At 42.1% G+C, this 18757-nt stretch carries 17 protein-coding genes; 15 read left to right on the top strand and 2 right to left on the bottom strand.

Translation table 11 applies throughout. The annotated features are described in order from the left end of the window. Positions 1-46: 46 nt before the first annotated feature. On the top strand, positions 47-1363 hold the full coding sequence (locus ODU41_RS05550; protein WP_248018005.1) for an FAD-containing oxidoreductase: 1317 nt from the start codon (positions 47-49) through the stop codon (positions 1361-1363). A gap of 269 nt (positions 1364-1632) precedes the next feature. Here ODU41_RS05550 and ODU41_RS05545 read toward each other — a convergent pair whose 3' ends face one another. Then, positions 1633-2364, bottom strand: a complete 732-nt coding sequence (locus ODU41_RS05545; protein WP_398578743.1) for a PrsW family glutamic-type intramembrane protease — start codon at positions 2362-2364, stop codon at positions 1633-1635. 267 nt (positions 2365-2631) lie between these two features. Here ODU41_RS05545 and ODU41_RS05540 point away from each other — a divergent pair, with 267 nt between their 5' ends. The 13 genes from ODU41_RS05540 to ODU41_RS05480 all read left to right on the top strand — a co-directional run bounded on the left by ODU41_RS05540 (position 2632) and on the right by ODU41_RS05480 (position 16427). Further along, positions 2632-3249, top strand: coding sequence for a DUF5052 family protein (locus ODU41_RS05540; protein ID WP_029752268.1), 618 nt, complete (start codon positions 2632-2634; stop codon positions 3247-3249). Beyond that, positions 3250-3759 carry a GNAT family N-acetyltransferase gene (locus ODU41_RS05535; protein ID WP_074391195.1) on the top strand — a complete coding sequence of 170 codons (510 nt, stop codon included), beginning with the start codon at positions 3250-3252 and terminating at the stop codon, positions 3757-3759. It abuts the gene before it with no gap. After that, positions 3749-4402, top strand: a complete 654-nt coding sequence (locus ODU41_RS05530; RefSeq protein WP_398578742.1) for a DNA alkylation repair protein — start codon at positions 3749-3751, stop codon at positions 4400-4402. Before ODU41_RS05535 ends, ODU41_RS05530 begins: the two co-directional genes overlap by 11 nt. Before the next feature lie 8 nt (positions 4403-4410). After that, positions 4411-4698 (top strand): DUF1905 domain-containing protein, encoded by a 288-nt coding sequence (locus tag ODU41_RS05525; RefSeq protein ID WP_074391193.1) that lies wholly within the window; start codon positions 4411-4413, stop codon positions 4696-4698. Between the two features lie 285 nt (positions 4699-4983). Then, positions 4984-6060 (top strand): aspartate-semialdehyde dehydrogenase, encoded by a 1077-nt coding sequence (locus ODU41_RS05520; protein WP_044693001.1) that lies wholly within the window; start codon positions 4984-4986, stop codon positions 6058-6060. A 72-nt stretch (positions 6061-6132) separates the two neighbouring features. Beyond that, positions 6133-7068 carry a 4-hydroxy-tetrahydrodipicolinate synthase gene (dapA, locus tag ODU41_RS05515; protein WP_002935444.1) on the top strand — a complete coding sequence of 312 codons (936 nt, stop codon included), beginning with the start codon at positions 6133-6135 and terminating at the stop codon, positions 7066-7068. A 493-nt stretch (positions 7069-7561) separates the two neighbouring features. Continuing rightward, positions 7562-8914 (top strand): FAD-dependent oxidoreductase, encoded by a 1353-nt coding sequence (locus ODU41_RS05510; RefSeq protein ID WP_105183802.1) that lies wholly within the window; start codon positions 7562-7564, stop codon positions 8912-8914. Then, positions 8904-10361 carry a helix-turn-helix domain-containing protein gene (locus tag ODU41_RS05505; protein ID WP_332442155.1) on the top strand — a complete coding sequence of 486 codons (1458 nt, stop codon included), beginning with the start codon at positions 8904-8906 and terminating at the stop codon, positions 10359-10361. The genes ODU41_RS05510 and ODU41_RS05505 overlap by 11 nt, the downstream gene beginning before the upstream one ends. Before the next feature lie 228 nt (positions 10362-10589). After that, positions 10590-12104: a glycerol kinase GlpK gene (gene glpK, locus ODU41_RS05500; protein WP_172129197.1), complete on the top strand. Its 1515-nt coding sequence runs from the start codon at positions 10590-10592 to the stop codon at positions 12102-12104. A 75-nt stretch (positions 12105-12179) separates the two neighbouring features. Next, entirely contained in the window at positions 12180-14009 is a 1830-nt protein-coding gene (gene glpO / locus ODU41_RS05495) for a type 1 glycerol-3-phosphate oxidase (RefSeq protein WP_105150816.1), read from the top strand. 13 nt (positions 14010-14022) lie between these two features. Continuing rightward, a complete protein-coding gene (locus ODU41_RS05490) occupies positions 14023-14730 on the top strand; it encodes an MIP/aquaporin family protein (RefSeq protein ID WP_044769622.1) in 708 nt (235 codons plus the stop codon). Positions 14731-14861: 131 nt separating this feature from the next. After that, entirely contained in the window at positions 14862-15812 is a 951-nt protein-coding gene (locus ODU41_RS05485) for a VOC family protein (protein WP_044681928.1), read from the top strand. 12 nt (positions 15813-15824) lie between these two features. Next, complete coding sequence (locus tag ODU41_RS05480) at positions 15825-16427, top strand: alpha/beta hydrolase (RefSeq protein WP_398578741.1); 603 nt, start codon at positions 15825-15827, stop codon at positions 16425-16427. Positions 16428-16455: 28 nt separating this feature from the next. Here ODU41_RS05480 and pepF read toward each other — a convergent pair whose 3' ends face one another. Continuing rightward, positions 16456-18246, bottom strand: a complete 1791-nt coding sequence (gene pepF, locus ODU41_RS05475; protein WP_398578740.1) for an oligoendopeptidase F — start codon at positions 18244-18246, stop codon at positions 16456-16458. Between the two features lie 166 nt (positions 18247-18412). On the opposite strand from pepF, the gene ODU41_RS05470 reads away from it, so the two are divergent. Further along, positions 18413-18751, top strand: a complete 339-nt coding sequence (locus ODU41_RS05470) for an ATP cone domain-containing protein (protein WP_002935455.1) — start codon at positions 18413-18415, stop codon at positions 18749-18751. Positions 18752-18757 lie beyond the last annotated feature (6 nt).

The following is an 18757-nucleotide window of genomic DNA, read 5'->3' as shown; positions in this document are numbered from 1 at the left end:
TTCCTTTTTTGATAGACTAATGTTGAAAAAATAAAAGGAGTATTTTATGGAACAATATGATTTAGTAGTCATTGGTTTTGGAAAGGCTGGTAAGACCTTGGCAGGTAAGCTTTCTGCGGCTGGGAAGAAGGTTGCCTTAGTAGAGGAAAATCCTGCTATGTTTGGCGGGACTTGTATCAATATCGGCTGTATTCCAACCAAGACCCTCTTGGTAGCAGCAGATAAAAACTGGACTTTCGAGCAGGTCATGGAACAAAAAGAGACCGTCACTACTCGCTTGCGGAACAAAAACGAAGCAGTCTTAAAAGGCAGTGGTGCTAGTTTGTATCAAGGACATGCGCGTTTTGTGGCGGATAAGGTTGTGGAAGTGTCAGCTGGTGAGGAATCCATCCAACTGACTGCGGAAACCATTGTCATCAATACAGGTGCTAAGTCGCGCGTGCTTCCAATTCCAGGTTTATTGGATACAGCTCACGTGTATGATAGTACAGGTATTCAGAACTTGGAAACTCGTCCTGACAAGTTGGCTATTATCGGCGGAGGTAACATCGGTCTGGAATTTGCTGGACTCTACAGCAAACTCGGCAGTCAGGTGACGATATATGAAGCCAGCTCTGCTATTTTACCAAGAGAAGAGGAAGTGGTTGCTAAGTTAGCCAAGGAGTATATGGAAGAATCTGGCGTGACCTTCGTCTTGGGTGCGAAAATCGAGCAAGTAGCAGCTGCGGGCGATCAAGTTGCCGTGACGGTCAATGGCGAAACGGCAGTCTTTGACGCTGTCCTCTATGCGACAGGTCGTGTGCCAAACACTGCTGACTTGGGCTTGGAAAATACAGCGATTGAGCTTTTGGAAAATGGTGCTGTCAAGGTGGATGACTACTGCGAAACGACAGTTCCAGGTGTCTATGCAGTGGGCGATGTCAATGGCGGTCCACAATTCACTTACACATCCCTAGACGACTTCCGTATCGTCTTCGGCAAGTTGACTGGGACTGGAACTTATAACTTGAGCCAACGTAAGTCTATTCCGACCAGTGTCTTTATCACGCCTGTGCTTTCTCGTGTCGGTCTGACCGAGAAGGAAGCCAAGGAAGCAGGTTACGACTACATTGCCAATGAACTGCCTGTTGCCAATATGCCGCGTGCCCATGTCAATAATGACCTCAAAGGCATTTTCAAGGTTATCGTGGACAAGGAAAGTAAGCTAGTTCTGGGTGCAACACTATTTGGTCGTAATTCAGAAGAGTTGATTAACTTGATTGCTATGGCAATTGACAATAAGATTCCTTATACCTACTTCAAGACGCAGATTTTCACCCATCCGACTATGGCTGAGAATTTGAATGATGTTTTTAATTTTTAATACTTTAGGGAGGGAAGCTGTCTGCCTATACTCAAGTATAATCTGCGGCTTCGTTTCCTAGACTAGTATCAAGATCATCGAGTGACCATTTTTCTTTGATGAATCGTGACCGCCTGTAAGGGGCGGTTTTTTATAATTATCTGCGATTTCTTGGACAGATTGGAATGGGATAAAGATTGGTAATAGATATTGATGAATCAACAACCATTTCGAATACGTGGTTTGTAACATAATAAAAGCCTGTCAATGCAGGCTTGTTTTAGTATGTGTTACTGGTGGTGCTGAGTCGTTTCAATTTGGTCTACTTTGAAAAATGCAGCAAGTACCACGCAGAAACTAAAGCAGAGCATGAGAACGGTTATTTCACCAGAGTTAGATGTTAGTCCTTCGTTGAATGGAGTATTCAAGAAAAAGTGTGCTAAGACAGCCATCAGCATCCAGAAAAGTCCTTGTTTTTTAGACATGCCACTATTTTTTGAGACGAGAGCGACCAAACCGACTGCGAATGCAAGGGAGAAGGCCCAGTGAGTTCCGCCAGCGTGAAGCATACGTTCGATAAGAGTGGCGAAGCCATCTGCTTTAGATTTAAAGATTTGTTGGAAGACATAGAGGCCGTCTTCAATAATTTGGAAACTCAAACCTACAATCATACCGCTGACTACGGCATTTTTTAGAGTAAGTTTTTTGAGCAAGAGGAGTACGAGTAGTACAACTAGGCCCTTACCAAATTCTTCATGGAAGGGGGCGGTGACAGCTGCTCCCCAGTTTTGGATAAATGTTTGAGGTGGTTTGACGATGAATAACCAAAAAGCTCCTAAAAGTGTTTGACCAATACCAGAGAAATAAAAACTAGCTGTTATACCTAAAATCCAACTGAGATGGATAACTTTTTTAGAAATATCAAAACGTTTCGCTACATAACGAATGATAAGAATCATAGGGAGGACATAAAGTGCAACTAAGGAAATAGTTAGAAAGAAGAGAGGATATTTTCCGTCCATTCCATCCGGTTTCCCAAAAAAGGTAAGAAGAACTTTACAGCCAGAGAAAAAACTCCAAACGGCTAAAAAAATAAGTAGCTTCATTTTGTGTTTAGCGCAGAATTGTTTCATAAAATGACTTCCTTTATATTAATTTAGTAGATGTCACCTATCCCTACCGTGCTATAGTTTATCATAGCCATCTTTTTATTATCTCAGGTCTATCTATTTTTTCTCGGTTTTTGTATTCCATGATATAATAAGTAAAATATGTTGGAGGACTATTATATGAAATTGCAAAAGAAAATCATGTTATCTGTTGTTCTTGGTTTGAGCCTTGTTAGTTTGTCTGCCTGTCAGTCAATTTCTAACTGGTGGAAAAATACCAAAGAAGAATGGATTGGTTTGGAGATGACGGTACGGACATACGATGAAAATTCTCAATTGATAGATGAAATGTCTGGTAAGTCCCTATCGATTTCGCGGAATCAGGAATTTGACTCGGTGGATGCCGAAGGCTATTCCAATGCGGATTCGTCGGTCTTGAAGGTGACACTTGGGAATTACGAAATTGACCACGTAGGCTCATCTTTGATTGCAGCAGAAGAAGGTTTGGAAGACTTGTATGCGAAATATCAGACCACAGTAGATATTGCAAATTACGATCGTGCAATTCCGCTTGTTAACCGTATGGTATCTAGTCTCAAAAATGATTTTACAGGTAAGGCAAAGGTGGTTTTGATTCGTTCGCAAAACGGAACACCGCTTGCTACTTATGTAGGTGATAGAGTGTCTCTTTATGCATCTGATGCACCTAAGACTTCTGAACTCTTGATTGATGGCAAACGGTTAATTATCTACCGTTGTGATTATACAATTTATGATAGAGAATTATTGGAGAACTAAATGATAGATATTCGTTCCGCAAGGATAGAGGATGCTGCAGACCTTGTGGCAATTTATGCTCCTTATGTAGAAAAGACCGCTATTACCTTTGAAACAGAAGTGCCGACTGTCGAAGCCTTTGCGAGTCGAATTGAAAAGACCTTGGAGAAGTTTCCCTATCTGGTCGCAGTTGAAGAGGGAGCTCTTGTAGGGTATGCCTATGCTTCAACCTACTATGCCCGTGCGGCTTACGATTGGACGGTAGAATTATCTGTATATATCAAGCAAGAAGCACGTGGAAAAGGAATTGGAACTCTTCTCTATAATGCTTTGGAAAGGGAACTGACCGCGCGTGGTTTTAAAAATTTCTTAGCCTGTATTGCCCTACCAAACCCAGCCTCTATAGCACTCCATGAGAAGAGGGGCTATGAACAGGTAGCTCATTTCAAAAAAGTTGGTTATAAATTTGATACATGGCATGATATTGTTTGGCTTCAAAAATCTCTTGTAGGTAAGCAAAATGAAGATTGAAGAGTTAGAAAAATGCTTGTTGGCTGTGGCGGATGCCAGTCAAGCTCAACCCATGAAAGCCTATATGAAGAATCACTTTGACTTTCTAGGTGTTCGGACACCTGATCGACGGAAAGTTGCTAGGCAATTCTTCAAAGATTTTAAGGCTCCGGGAATTGATTGGGATTTTGTAGAGGCTTGTTGGGCCAGCCCCTACCGGGAGTTTCAGTATGTCGCCATTGATTACCTGGTCACCAAGAAAAAAGATCTAGTCTTAGCTGACCTACCCCGCTTGAAAAAACTGGCTCAAAGCAAGTCTTGGTTGGATAGTATTGATGGATTAGATAAACTAGTCGGTAAGATTGTTTTGGACAATTCAGAGGCCAAGCAGACCATCTTGGAATGGAGTCTGGATGACGATTTCTGGTTGAGACGGATTGCCATTGACCACCAGTTATTGCAAAAAGAAAAGACGGATACGGAGCTGTTGGAGAAAATCCTGATCAATAATCTCAATCAGACTGAATTTTTCATCAACAAGGCGATTGGCTGGAGCTTACGGGATTATTCTAAGACCAATCCTGACTGGGTCCGAACTTTTCTTGACAAATACAGTTCCCAAATGGCAGGCTTGTCCATCCGTGAGGCTAGTAAGTACATCTAGGAGGAGCCATGTCTAAAGTCTATGAATTTGAAGCCCTTATCCATCCAGTACCAGATAAGGGTGGAGCCTATGTCATCTTTCCCTATGATATACGAGAAGAGTTTGGCAAGGGGAGGGTAAAGGTCCATGCCAGATTTGATGATCATCCCTATGATGGCTCCATTGTCAATATGGGAGTTAAGGATGAAGCAGGCAATATCTGTTACATTATTGGCGTTCAAAAGGCTATTCGAGCGACTATTGGAAAACAGGCTGGTGATAGAGTACAAGTAACCATTCAAGAACGAATGGAGTAATCAGGCTTGCAAATCCTTGAGATTATGGTAGAATAGATTCATGCGATGAGCCGAGTAGTGACTTTGTCACATTCGACGCTAGGGAGGTCTTCATTAAATTGAAACGCAGGAGCGGACCTTGAATAGTTGTGTGAACCTTCTATTCTCATCGGAAACGATGCCCTTGCCCACCTTTATGGTGGGCTTTTTTTGTATTTCAGACTTTCCATTTACTGAAATTGTGGTATAATTATGAAATAACAAATTTTTAGAAAATTTTGAAGAATTGACTTAAAGGAGATTTCTATGGCCTATGTAGTAGCTGTTGTTGGTGCCACTGGTGCAGTTGGTGCCCAAATGATTAAAATGTTGGAAGAGTCAACACTTCCAATCGAGAAAGTGCGTTTCCTTGCTTCTGCCCGTTCAGCAGGCAAGACCTTGCAGTTTAAGGGGCAGGATATTGTCATTGAAGAAACAACAGAAACAGCCTTTGAAGGTGTCGATATTGCCCTCTTCTCAGCTGGTGGCTCTACATCTGCCAAGTATGCTCCTTACGCTGTAAAAGCAGGAGCTGTAGTAGTTGACAATACCTCTTACTTCCGTCAAAATCCAGATGTTCCTCTGGTTGTTCCTGAGGTAAATGCTCACGCGCTTGATGCCCACAATGGTATCATTGCTTGTCCAAACTGCTCAACCATTCAAATGATGGTTGCCTTGGAGCCTGTTCGTCAGAAATGGGGCTTGGAGCGGATCATCGTATCCACTTATCAGGCAGTCTCTGGTGCTGGTATGGGAGCTATCTTGGAAACGCAAGCTCAGCTTCGTTCTGTCTTGAATGATGGCGTGGAACCCAAAGCGGTAGAAGCGAATATTCTTCCTTCTGGTGGCGATAAGAAGCACTACCCAATCGGTTTCAATGCTATTCCACAAATCGACCTCTTCACTGAAAATGACTACACTTATGAAGAGATGAAGATGACAAAAGAGACTAAGAAAATCATGGAAGATGACAGCATTGCTGTTTCTGCAACCTGCGTCCGCATTCCAGTCCTGTCTGCCCATTCTGAGTCTGTTTACATCGAAACTAAAGAAATTGCACCGATTGATGAAGTGAAGGCAGCTATTGCAGCCTTTCCAGGGGCTGTTTTAGAAGACGATGTGGCTAATCAAATTTATCCGCAAGCGATTAATGCTGTTGGTAGTCGCGATACTTTTGTTGGTCGCATCCGTAAAGATTTGGATAAGGAAAACGGTATTCACATGTGGGTTGTTTCTGACAACTTGCTCAAAGGCGCTGCATGGAACTCTGTTCAAATCGCTGAAACCCTTCATGAGCGTGGTCTAGTTCGTCCAACGGCAGACTTGAAGTTTGAATTGAAATAATTTTATTAACCAAAAGTACACAAAAGGCTGCACTCAGCCTTTTTTAGCAACAATCAGTAAGAGAGGAAGCCTATGTCTATTCAAGATTTACGTGATGTAAAAATTATTACAGCAATGATTACCCCTTTCAAAGAAGATGGCTCGATTAATTTTGAAGTTTTACCTGAGTTGATTGAGCATCTGTTGTCCCATCATACAGAAGGGATTTTATTAGCAGGAACAACTGCCGAAAGTCCAACCCTGACACACGAGGAAGAACTGGAACTATTTGGTGCTGTGCAAAAAATTGTCAATGGTCGTGTTCCCTTGATTGCAGGTATCGGTACAAACGATACGCGCGACTCGATTGAGTTTGCCAAAGAAGTAGCGGCATTCGGCGGCTTTGCGGCAGGGCTTGCTATCGTGCCATATTACAACAAACCCTCTCAAGAGGGAATGTATCAGCACTTCAAGGCTATTGCGGATGCTTCTGATTTGCCAATTATTATCTACAATATCCCAGGTCGTGTTGTCGTTGAAATGACACCAGAAACCATGTTACGTTTGGCTGAGCATCCAAACATCATCGGTGTTAAAGAGTGTACAAGCCTTGCCAACATGGCTTACCTAATTGAGCATAAACCAGAAGACTTCTTGATTTATACAGGTGAGGATGGCGATGCTTTCCATGCAATGAACTTGGGAGCAGATGGTGTGATTTCTGTTGCATCTCACACGAATGGTGATGAGATGTATGAGATGTTTACAGCCATCGAACAACAAGATATTCGAACAGCAGCCGCTATTCAACGCAAGTTCATTCCGAAAGTCAATGCCCTCTTCTCATATCCAAGTCCTGCACCAGTTAAGGCGGTTCTTAATTACCTTGGATTTGAAGTTGGTCCACTCCGCTTGCCGTTGGTTCCATGCCCAGAAGAAGATGCCAAACGCATTATCAAAGTAGTCGTTGACGGCGACTACGAAGCAACCAAAGCCACAGTGACAGGAGTCGTACGACCGGATTATTAAAATAGTCAGGGGAGTGACTATTTTAACGTGAGCCAAGAAACAAGAGAGCGAGCAACGTCCAGGGGAGTGAAACAGTTCGGGGAACTGTTTCAGCTGGTCACCAAGAAATACGAAAGTGACCACAGAAGACCCGAGCCTGAAAATACGAAAGCGAGGCTTGTTCGGGGGATACGAATAGACCGGTGGTCTATTCGTACCTGAGTCTGAAAACAAAAAAAGCGAAGTACATCAGCAGGTCACCAAGAAATACGAAGGTGACCACAGAAGAACTGAGCTTGAAAACAAAAAAGCGAAGTATTTTTACGTGAGTTAGAGCATAAAGAGTGAGGAATTTGGAAAACGATTTTAACCAAGTGGAGCTTCTTGTCCTCTTCGTAGGTTTATTTAATTTTACACAAGCACATCAGTTATCTGGTGTGTTTTTCCAGTTGCAAGCCTTTTCAATTTTTTGTCATTCTTGATATAATAACTAAAAACGATAAAAGGATTAAGTATGAATATTGTTATTATAGGCGCCTCCTTTGCTGGTTTAAGCGCAGCTTTGGAATGTCGAAAAATGTATCAAAATGCTCAGATAACACTAATTGATAGAGAAAAAGATGTGGCTTACTTTCCAAATACCTTGAATTGGAAAGTGGCAGGAAAAATTTCTGGTTGGGAAGATGCGAAGATTTCTTTGTTCAGTGAGGTGCAGCATGCAGCTATTTCTTGTCTTTTTGAAACAGAATGTCTCGCAGTTTATCCCGAAATGCGAAAGGTAAAGATACGGCATCATCAAGATATAGGTGATATTATTTATGACCGACTAATATTGGCTATGGGAGCGAGTCAAACATGGGAATGGGGAACGGAAGAACTTCAAGACTATCTAGTTCGTTCAAAAACGCTATCTCAAGCACAAGCTAGTCTAGAGAAATTGACAAATGCAAAAACAGTTGCAGTGATCGGGGCAGGACAGATTGGTTTGGAAAGCTTGGATGCACTTAGCCAGTTGGATTTGAATTTGCATGTGTTTGAAGCGCAAGATTCGCTCCTTGCAAAGTACGTTGATGAGGATATGATTGCACCGATTCGTCAAGAGATAGAAAAAAGAGGAATCCAACTTCATTTATCCGAAACAGTCAATCAGATAACGATTGATACTCAGGAAGAACAGCTGGTTTGTCATACAGTCACGGGTAACTATCAAGCTGATTTAGTCTTACCATCCACCAATTTGACGCCCAATATTCAGCTAGTGAAAGATAGGCTAAAAGTGACTGCAGAAGGGACTGTATGGGTGGATGAGTTTCTTGAAACAAGCCAAGAGAATATTTTTGCTGTAGGTGATTTGGTTAGTCTCCCAGTAGATTATTTTGGACAGGCATATCTTCCAATGATTCATCATGCGATTATGACAGGGAGGATGGCTGCTCGAAATTTGCAAAAGAGGATTGCTCCTATTAAGAGAGCCCAGCGGATTGTTTCTAGTCATGTATTTGGTTATTATATAACTAGCCTTGGCTTGACCGAGAGCGAGGCGAGCTTGTGGTTGGAGAGTAAATCAATTCGGATTAGAAGGCCATATAGCCAGTGGGAACCAACTTTAGTAGATTTCAAACTAATTGTCGAAGAAACGAGTGGACGCATCATAGGGGGACAACTCGTTTCTACTGCAGATTATATTGAGCAGATGGATGTACTGTCTCTTGCGATTTCAAAGGATTTGACCGTCTTTGACTTGGTAGAACATTCTTGGCTCTGTCTTCCTGGAAATACTCCTCTGGTCCCCTTCATCGTAGAGGCCGCTCAAGAGTATATTCGGCAATTTTATCAGGTTGATGGGGAGGGTGTCTATGCGGATTGATTCCTTATTGGAAAAGCGTGAGCGCGCCATTTATCAGCTTCTCCTCTACTTAGAAGATAGGAAAGAGGCACCATCACTAAAGGATATTTGTTACTATTTAGAATTGTCAAAATCAACTCTTCTTCGCTATATTGTATCTTTCAATGAAGAAGCAGCCGACTTGGGACTCTCTTTTCAACTCGAAGATGAAAGGGTCTTTTTGAAGAAAAAGGCCAGTTTGAGTCTTCATCGTATCCTAGCCTATCTCTGTCAAACCAGTACCAAATATCAAATTATTGTTTATTTATCTGATAAGGAAGAGGTCTCTATTCAACAGCTGGCTCAAGAATTGCTGATAAGTGAAGCGACTCTGAATCGCCATCTTGCTTCTTTGAACCAGATATTGGCAGAATTTGGTATTGGAATCAAAAGTGGTCGTCTAAAAGGTAGTGAGCTTCAAATACGGTACTTTTTACATCAAATGTTGAGTTTGACTACTAGGAGAGCGGAATTACAAGAAGAGTTTGTGCTTGGGAAAATAGAGGCCTTATTGCCGGTTTTCGAACGCTTCTATCAATCGCCGCTCAATCCCAAGCAAGCCCATCGTCTTTTATTGTGGTTAATGATTTCACAGCAACGCTCTCGATTGCGACAGCTAGATTTTAAGCCCCTTTACAAATTGATGGAACCCTATCAAGAACATAAGTTTTACCGACGTTTGAGAAAGATGTATTTTACACTAAGTCAGCAACAATCCACCTCTTTCCAAGAAGGGGAGATTATGGCATTGTTTGCTTTCCTGTTTAGCCATTTCATTTTAGCGCCGCATCAATTAGAGCAGGTTCTTGGTTTCGGTGGGCCGATTATGGAAGCTACCTCTTTGGCTCTTCAGAAATTACGGTTATATTTTGAGGAAAATTTACCAGTCTCAGAAGAAGCGCTCTATCATTTGAACCAAATTATGAGCCAGCTATATTTCTTTTATTCTTCCGTTGAACTGGAAGAAGTAGAAGCTTCTAGTTTCTATCCAGAAGCAGAAGACTTGCTAAAAGACGTCTATAAATCAGTTTTTCATAGAAAAGTCAATAAAGAAATAAGGAACTCTTATCTGACAAATATTGCGGATTTGTATATTTATTTTGGTCAGGTCCAGCCTATACAGGTCAAGGTTGCTTTTGCTTCTTCCCTACACGAGGTTCTATCCTATCCTCTCTTGTTGCAACTAAGGGAGAAGTTAGAAGGCAATCGTCAGGTTCTTATTGAGCCCTATCAAGCAGGGTATGACTATGATTTGATCATTACAGATTACCTCGAAAATACAAGCCTTCCAATTTATTGCCTAGGAAATCGATTGAAAATCCAAGACATTGTACAATTAAAGGCATGGATACAGGAGATATACCATCAAAAGTCCTGTCAATCAGAGATTATGGCGACCAAAACTTCTTTTCCTATCGAGCATCGCTAGACAATGTCAGATAGTCTTTGTGAAAAATGTAAGTGCATTTAACCTTGAAAAATTTATTTTATAAATTCTGATAACAGTTGATAGAATCATCTTTCTAGCCACTGCTTATCAGATTTTTTTATTTTTTTGAAAAAAATGATAGGAAAAATTCACAAGAATGGGTTAGAATAGAGTTACCAAGAAAACGGAAGCGTTTTCAAAAAAGATAAACAAACAGGAGGGAGACCTATGTCTACTGAAAAATACATCATGGCCATTGACCAAGGAACTACAAGTTCACGTGCCATTATCTTCAATAAAAAAGGTGAAAAAGTTGGCAGTTACCAAAAAGAGTTTACGCAAATTTTCCCTAAACCAGGTTGGGTTGAACACAACGCCAATGAAATTTGGAATTCTGTTCAGTCTGTGATTGCAGGTTCCTTTATCGAAAGTGGCGTTCGTCCTGACCAGATTGAAGGAATTGGTATTACCAACCAGCGTGAAACAACCGTTGTCTGGGATAAGGAAACAGGTCTTCCAATTTACAATGCCGTTGTCTGGCAATCTCGTCAAACAGCTCATATTGCTGACCAGCTGAAGGCGGATGGTCATGCAGACATGATTCATAAAAAGACTGGACTTGTAGTCGACGCCTACTTCTCAGCAACCAAAGTTCGTTGGATTTTGGATCAAGTCCCTGGAGCGCAGGAACGTGCTGAAAAAGGTGAGATTCTATTTGGAACCATTGATACTTGGTTGGTATGGAAATTGACCGATGGGAAATGCCATGTGACGGATTATTCAAACGCAGCTCGTACCATGCTCTACAACATTGAAGAGTTGAAATGGGATGATGAAATTTTATCTCTTCTTAATATTCCAAAAGCCATGTTGCCGGAAGTTCGTTCAAACTCTGAAGTTTACGGTACAACAGCTCCATTCCATTTCTATGGCGCAGAAGTGCCAATCTCAGGTATGGCAGGTGACCAACAGGCAGCTCTATTTGGACAATTGGCATTTGAGCCAGGTATGGTGAAAAATACTTACGGAACTGGTTCTTTCATCGTGATGAATACAGGTAAAGAGATGCAGTTGTCACAGAACAACCTTCTCACAACAATTGGCTATGGTATCGGCGGCAAAGTCTATTATGCGCTTGAAGGCTCTATCTTTATCGCTGGTTCGGCGGTTCAATGGCTCCGTGACAGCATGCGAATGGTGACTACATCACCTGAGTCAGAAGAGCTTGCTCGTAAGTCAACCAGCAATGATGAAGTCTATGTTGTTCCAGCCTTTACAGGACTTGGAGCTCCGTATTGGAACTCAGATGCGCGTGGTTCAGTCTTTGGTCTCACTCGTGGTACAACAAAAGAAGACTTCGTCAAAGCAACTCTTCAATCCATTGCTTATCAGGTTCGTGATGTTATTGATACCATGCAATTGGATACAGGGATTGATATTTCTGTCTTGAAGGTTGACGGTGGTGCAGCAATGAACAGCCTCCTCATGCAATTCCAAGCAGATATTTTGGGTATTGAAATCGCACGCGCTCAAAACCTTGAAACTACAGCTCTTGGAGCAGCATTCTTAGCAGGTTTAGCAGTTGGTTTCTGGAAAGATTTGGATGAATTGAAAGAACTCAACGCTGTCGGTCAATCCTTCCAACCAACCATGAACGAAGCTCGTAAAGAACAACTTTACAAGGGATGGAAAAAAGCTGTCGCAGCAACTCAACTATTTGCAGAAGTGGATGAAGAGCAATAAAGGACTTGTTAGCTAGGGGAAAGGATTCTTTCTTCTAGCTAGACAATTCTATTAGAATGTTAGGAAGTGAATCGTATGGAATTTTCAAAAGAAACAAGACGCTTAGCTATTGAGCGAATGCAGGATCGTCAACTTGACCTCTTGATTATCGGGGGTGGTATTACGGGTGCTGGTGTGGCTTTGCAGGCAGCAGCAAGCGGTATGGAAACAGCCTTGATTGAAATGCAAGACTTTGCAGAAGGCACTTCAAGTCGCTCAACCAAATTGGTCCACGGTGGTCTTCGCTACCTCAAACAATTTGATGTGGAAGTGGTATCCGATACCGTATCTGAACGCGCAGTAGTACAAAATATTGCCCCACATATTCCAAAACCAGACCCAATGCTTTTACCAGTTTATGATGAGCCAGGTTCTACCTTTAGTCTTTTTCGCTTGAAAGTGGCTATGGACCTCTATGACCTCTTGGCTGGCGTCAACAATACCGATATGGCCAATAAGGTCTTGACCAAAGAAGAAGTACTTGAACGCGAACCAAACTTGAAGCAAGAAGGTTTGATTGGTGGCGGTGTTTACCTCGACTTCCGTAACAATGATGCTCGCTTGGTAATTGAAAATATTAAACGTGCAGCTAAAGACGGTGCCTTGATTGCCAGCCGTGTCAAAGCTGAGAAATTCATCAAAGATGAGGCTGGAAAAGTTGTCGGTATCGTCGCTCGTGACTTACTGACAGATAGCACCTTTGAAATTCGTGCACGTTTGGTTATCAATACAACAGGACCATGGAGTGATGAAGTCCGTAATCTGGGTGGCGAAGGCTCAGGTGTCCTTCAAATGCGTCCAACCAAGGGTGTGCACCTTGTTGTCGATAGTTCTCGCTTGTCTGTGCCACAGCCGACTTATTTTGATACAGGTCACGCAGATGGTCGCATGGTCTTTGTCCTTCCACGTGAAAATAAAACCTACTTTGGTACGACAGATACAGACTACACTGGTGATTTGGCGAATCCGATGGTAACTCAAGAAGACGTTGACTACCTGCTTGATATTGTCAACAATCGCTTCCCAGAAGCAAACTTGACCTTGGATGACATCGAGAGCGGCTGGGCAGGTCTTCGTCCCCTCTTGTCTGGAAATGGTGCTTCTGACTACAATGGTGGAAATAACGGAAAACTCAGCGATGACAGCTTTAATAGCTTGATTGAAACCGTCAAAGGCTATCTGAACAATGAAAAGACTCGTGACGATGTGGAACACGATTTAACACATTTGGAAGGTAGTGTTTCTGAAAAACACTTGGATCCTTCGGCAGTATCACGTGGCTCTGCCCTTGATCGTGATGACAATGGTTTGCTGACTCTTGCAGGTGGTAAAATCACGGACTTCCGTAAGATGGCCGAAGGAGCAATGGAAAAGGTTGCAGACATCCTTAAAGAAGAATATGGTCGCAGCTTCAAACTCATCAATTCTAAAACCTACCCAGTCTCTGGTGGTGAATTGAACCCAGCTAACGTTGCAGAAGAAATCGAACATCTTGCTCAACTAGGTGTGAAGAAAGGTCTTGTCTATGATGATGCACTTTACTTGGCAAACTTGTACGGCTCAAATGCGCCAAAAGTATTTGCCTTGAACCATAAGGTAGAAGCCGTTTCTGACTTGAACAAGCGTGACTTGCTTTCCCTTCACTATGCTATGAAGGAAGAAATGACTTTAACTGCAGTTGACTATCTTCTCCGTCGTACCAACTACATGCTCTTTATGCGTGAGCAGTTGGATGCAGTAGCACCAGACATTTTGAAAGAAATGGCAGCGTACTATGCTTGGTCAGAAGAAGAAGTTGCGCAACAGGAACAATTGTTGGCTGATACGCTTGTTAAGAATGATTTGGCGTATTTGAAAGATAAATAATAAGAGGTGCATAATGACAAATGAATTAATCGGTGAAGTATTGGGAACCGCCTTACTAGTCTTACTAGGTAATGGTGTGGTAGCAGGGGTAGTACTAGATAAGAGTAAGGCCAAGGATGCTGGTTGGATTGTAATCACAATTGGTTGGGGTCTAGCAGTAGCCATGGCAGCTTTTGTGAGTGGTTTATTGGGACCTGCCCACCTCAACCCAGCGGTATCAACTGCAATGGCCTTTGCAGGAAATCTCCCATGGGCTTCTGTAGTCCCTTACATTCTTGCCCAATTCCTCGGAGCCTTTATCGGAAGTATCTTGGTCTACCTCATGTACAAAGATCACTACGATGCAACAGAAGACACTGGTGCTGTATTGGCAACTTTTTCTACTGGTCCTGCCATCCGCAACCTTGTTTCGAATACAATTAGCGAAGCAATCGGAACCTTTGTTTTGGTCTTGGGATTACTGGCTTTCGGTCAGTATGATTTTCCAACAGGTCTTGGCACTTTAATCGTCGGCGGTTTGATTGTTTCCCTTGGAGTTTCTCTTGGTGGTCCAACAGGATATGCCCTAAACCCTGCGCGTGACCTTGGTCCTCGGATCATGCATGCCATTCTTCCATTGAAGCACAAGGGAGATTCGGATTGGGGTTATGCTTGGGTACCAGTAGTTGGTCCAATCATCGGAGGCTTGCTTGCGGCTCTCCTTTATGGTCTCATTTTTTAAGAAATATCCTTCTCTAATCAGCAATGGTTAGGGAAGTTTTTTATTACTTGGCTGTCAATCGTGAGCAAAAGATTGTTTTATATCAATAATTAGTGATAAAATAAGTCTATCATAATCAGTGAGGCCATCTTATGAACAATACAGGTATTCATCACATTTCAAGCTTGGTAGGAAATATTCAACAAGCCTATCATTTTTATCATCATATTCTCGGATTAAAATTGACTTTGAAAACTGTCAATCAAGAAGATTCAAGCATGTATCATCTCTTTTTCGGTGATGATGAAGGCCGCTATGGAACGGAATTTACCATTTTTGATATGCCCAGTCATCCTAGTCATCGGCCTGGCAGCAATCGTTTGGAACGAACCATTTTTCTAGTCAAAGATTTTGCTGCCTTGGAATTTTGGCAGAAAAGATTGACAGAGTTTGAAGTGGAAAACGAAGGAATTCAGGCCTTTGGAAATGGACATATTTTAAATTTCCAAGATGAAGATGGGCAGTTGCTTGGCTTGACCTATCATGACTCACTTGGAGAGATGTTTCCGTATGAAACAGATGAAATTTCGTCGGAATACGCCATTCTTGGTATTGCCAGTCTTCACATGCGAATTCGTGAAGAAAAGGCATTACTAAGTTTGCTGACCGAAACCTTTGGATTTGTCGAGGAAAGCCGATTTGTTTTTAAAGATAAGATGGTGATTTCTCTACTCTTTGACAACACCTTCCAACATCGACTTTATTTGATCCTTGACCAAGAGTCGCCAATCAGCGTGATGGGAGTTGGGGCTATTCATCATATTGCATTTGGTGTCTTAGATGAGTCTGACTTGGAAGACTTGATTAGTCGCTTAAATCTCATCAATCGTCCACATTCTGGGATTATCAATCGAGATTTCATGCATTCCCTGTACTTCCGAGCGCCCAATTATCTCATGTTTGAGGTTGCGACCATGGCTGGCGAAAGAGAGGCTACCATGCCAAGACAAGATAAGCTGCTGGATAAAGTTGAACTGTTCTTGCCAAGTTTTTTTGAAGAGGACAGACAGGAAATCGAAAAAAATCTCTCCCAGCGTTATTAGGAGAAATGAAGTATGGATTATTGCTTTATCAAAGGGACCAGTCCCCGTCTCTTGGTCTTTTCCCACGGAACAGGCGGCAACAAGGAATCCATGCTCTTTCTCCGCCAACAGCTGGATCCAGAAGACTCTGTCCTTTCCTTGGATGGAAGTTGGGGTCAAGGCAGGGAAAGGCGTTTCTTTGCACCTCTCATTGACGGTCAGCTGGATCTTGTCGATTTTGAACTGCGCTTGTCGGCTTTTCTGGATTTTTGGCAGGACTTAGACATCCAGCCCTATCTACAGATTACCTTTGTTGGCTTTTCAAATGGTGCCAACTTCATCATGGGTTTGTTGACCAAACAGTCAAATCTGGCGGACAATTATATCTTGCTCCACCCTTCGGCTTTAGATTATGCGTTTCCTAGGGAAAATAGCAGAGCAGAGATTTTGTTTACACTGGGGCAGAATGACCCATATGTCGACCCAGTCACTCTTGAAAATCTTGTAGATGATTGGCAAGCGTCAGCCTTTCCCAGAGCCAACCTAGCTCGTTTTGACAAAGGGCATTTTCTAAGTCAGGATGAATTGATCTATGTGAGAAATTGGTACCAAGAAAGAACAGACAAAAAGGCCTGAACCAATGTGTTCAAGCCTTTTATGTGTCTTAGATTAGTGTTTCCAATTTATCCACCAAGGATCCGACATAAGCAATAGTTTCTTTAAGTGGTTGATCAGTCGAAACGTCAACACCTGCGTGTTTAGCAAGGTCTTGGGCAGAAAGACTTGCACCGAGTGACAAGGTTTCCAACCATTTTTCAACAACTTCTTCAGGATGTTCTTCCAATTGCTTAGCCATAGCCGTACCGATGGTCAAACCAGCTGAGTAGGTATATGGATACAAACCAATGTAGTAGTGTGGTTGACGCATCCAGATAAGACCTGCATCGTCACCGATTTCAAAGTCTTCACCCCAGAATTCCTTGATGACATCCAACTTGATTTGGCAGAGAATATCACCATTGAGGTATTCATCATTGTCCAAACGAGTGTAGACTTCACGTTGGAAGGCTGCTTCAAGCAAGTGAGTGACCATGTTGTGGAAGTAAGTACGGCTGATCAACTCGCTAATCAAGTAAGCCTGGAAGCCAGGATCTTGGTTGTTTTTCAAAAGGGTGTTACATGTTAAAACTTCATTTGCAGTAGAAGGCGCCTCGATGAAGTAGAGGGATGGATCGTAGCTGAGGACGCTTTGTTTCTTAGCCAATTGGAAATGACCAGCATGTCCCAATTCGTGAGCCAATACCAAGACCTCGTTCATCAAGCCTGTCCATGAAAGTAAGATGTAAGATGGTCCATCGTAAAGAGTAGCACAGAAGCCACCAGTAGCCTTACCTTCGTTTTGAGCAAAGTCAATCCAACGCTCATCAAATGATTGTTCAATCATTTTCACATAATCTTCTCCAAGAATACCCAAGCAGTCAATCAAGAATTGTTTGGATTCTTCAGGAGTAATGCGTTGATTGTATTCAGATGGTAGACTGATTTTCAAGTCAGCATGAGTGATTTTATCCAAACCATGAGCCTTAGCAACCAATTTCACATAGCGACGCATGTGAGGAGCCAATTCCTTCATGATGACATCAATCTGACGGTCAAAGAGATCGCGAGAGACATTTTGACTATGCAAGAGGAAGTCAATCGTATTGTCAAATCCACGCAAACGAGCTTCGATTTGCTCGTTTTTGATATGAGACAAATAAGTTGCTGCAGTTGTATTCTTGTATTTTTTCAAGGTTGAATAGAAACCAGCAGCTGAATTGCGACGGATTTCGGTATCATGGCTGAGTTCATAATCATTTTCAAAGAGCACATAGCTATTGCCGAGCGTTTCGCCATTTGCCTCGAAGTTATCAAAGGTCATATCTTCAAACTTGGTCACACCGTAATTATTATATGGCTGACCAAAGGTTGGAGCAAAATTTGAAAGGAGTTCTTCTTGTAGTGGATGAAGCTGATGCGGCTTGTCACGGAGAATAGCATCGAAGAAAGCAGCCCATTGTGGTTGTTCTTCTTTTAATTCAAGTAGAAAGGCTTCATCTAATTGACCAAGTTCTGAATAGAGGAAATCTCGTTGAGGACGTGCCTTGGCAGAAACGAGGTCGTATTCGTTGGCCAGGCTCGCCAATTCAGTATTCATCTTATCGACTTCCAAAGGAAGGAAGGCATAGTGGGAAAGTCTGCTATCAAGAATAACGATTTTTTCGTATTCTGTTAAGGCGGAAACGATGGTATCTTTATCAGTTAGCTTCCCTTTGTAATTCGATTCGAAAGCTGTCACTTGCTTAGCGTAGGCTGTTAAATTTTCTTTGTAGTTGTCAGGGGTCGGAAATAAAATGTCCGTATCCCAGGTTAATTGCACATCAATTTCTTGACGTTTAGGCATTGCGTTTGTCATGATTTTCTCCTTATTTCATTTTAATAGGTCCATTATATCATACTGAAGGGCTTTCAGCGAAAATAAGCCAAGGCAAAATTTATGAAAAAGAATACTTGACAAAATACATAAAAACCTAGATAATGTAAGTATGAAAGGGTTTACTGAAAACCAGAAAGGAGCTTTTATGCAAGTCATTAAACGTAGTGGAGAGATTGTTGAATTTGATCCAGATAAAATCTACCAAGCCATCATTAAAGCTGCACAGACAGTTTATGTCATTGATGAAACTTGGCGGAAAAATCTTGCACAGGTCACAAAGAAAGTAGTGCTTGACTTGGAAGAAGCTCATACAGAGCGACCAACGATTAGCATGGTTCAGTCGCAAGTTGAACACCGTCTTTTAGATGCAGGGTATATTTCTATTGCTGAGCATTACATTTCCTATCGCTTGCAGCGTGATTTGGAACGTAACGGCTATGGCGATAAGATTATTGTACATCTGCGTTTTGAACAAGTACGTTAAGAGAAA

The sequence above is a fragment of the Streptococcus sp. 2022WUSS083 genome, from assembly GCF_044427155.1.
Classification (GTDB): Bacteria; Bacillota; Bacilli; order Lactobacillales; family Streptococcaceae; genus Streptococcus; species Streptococcus hashimotonensis.
The sequence above is the reverse complement of the archived record's forward strand: the minus strand, read 5'-3'. Positions and strand labels throughout refer to the sequence as shown.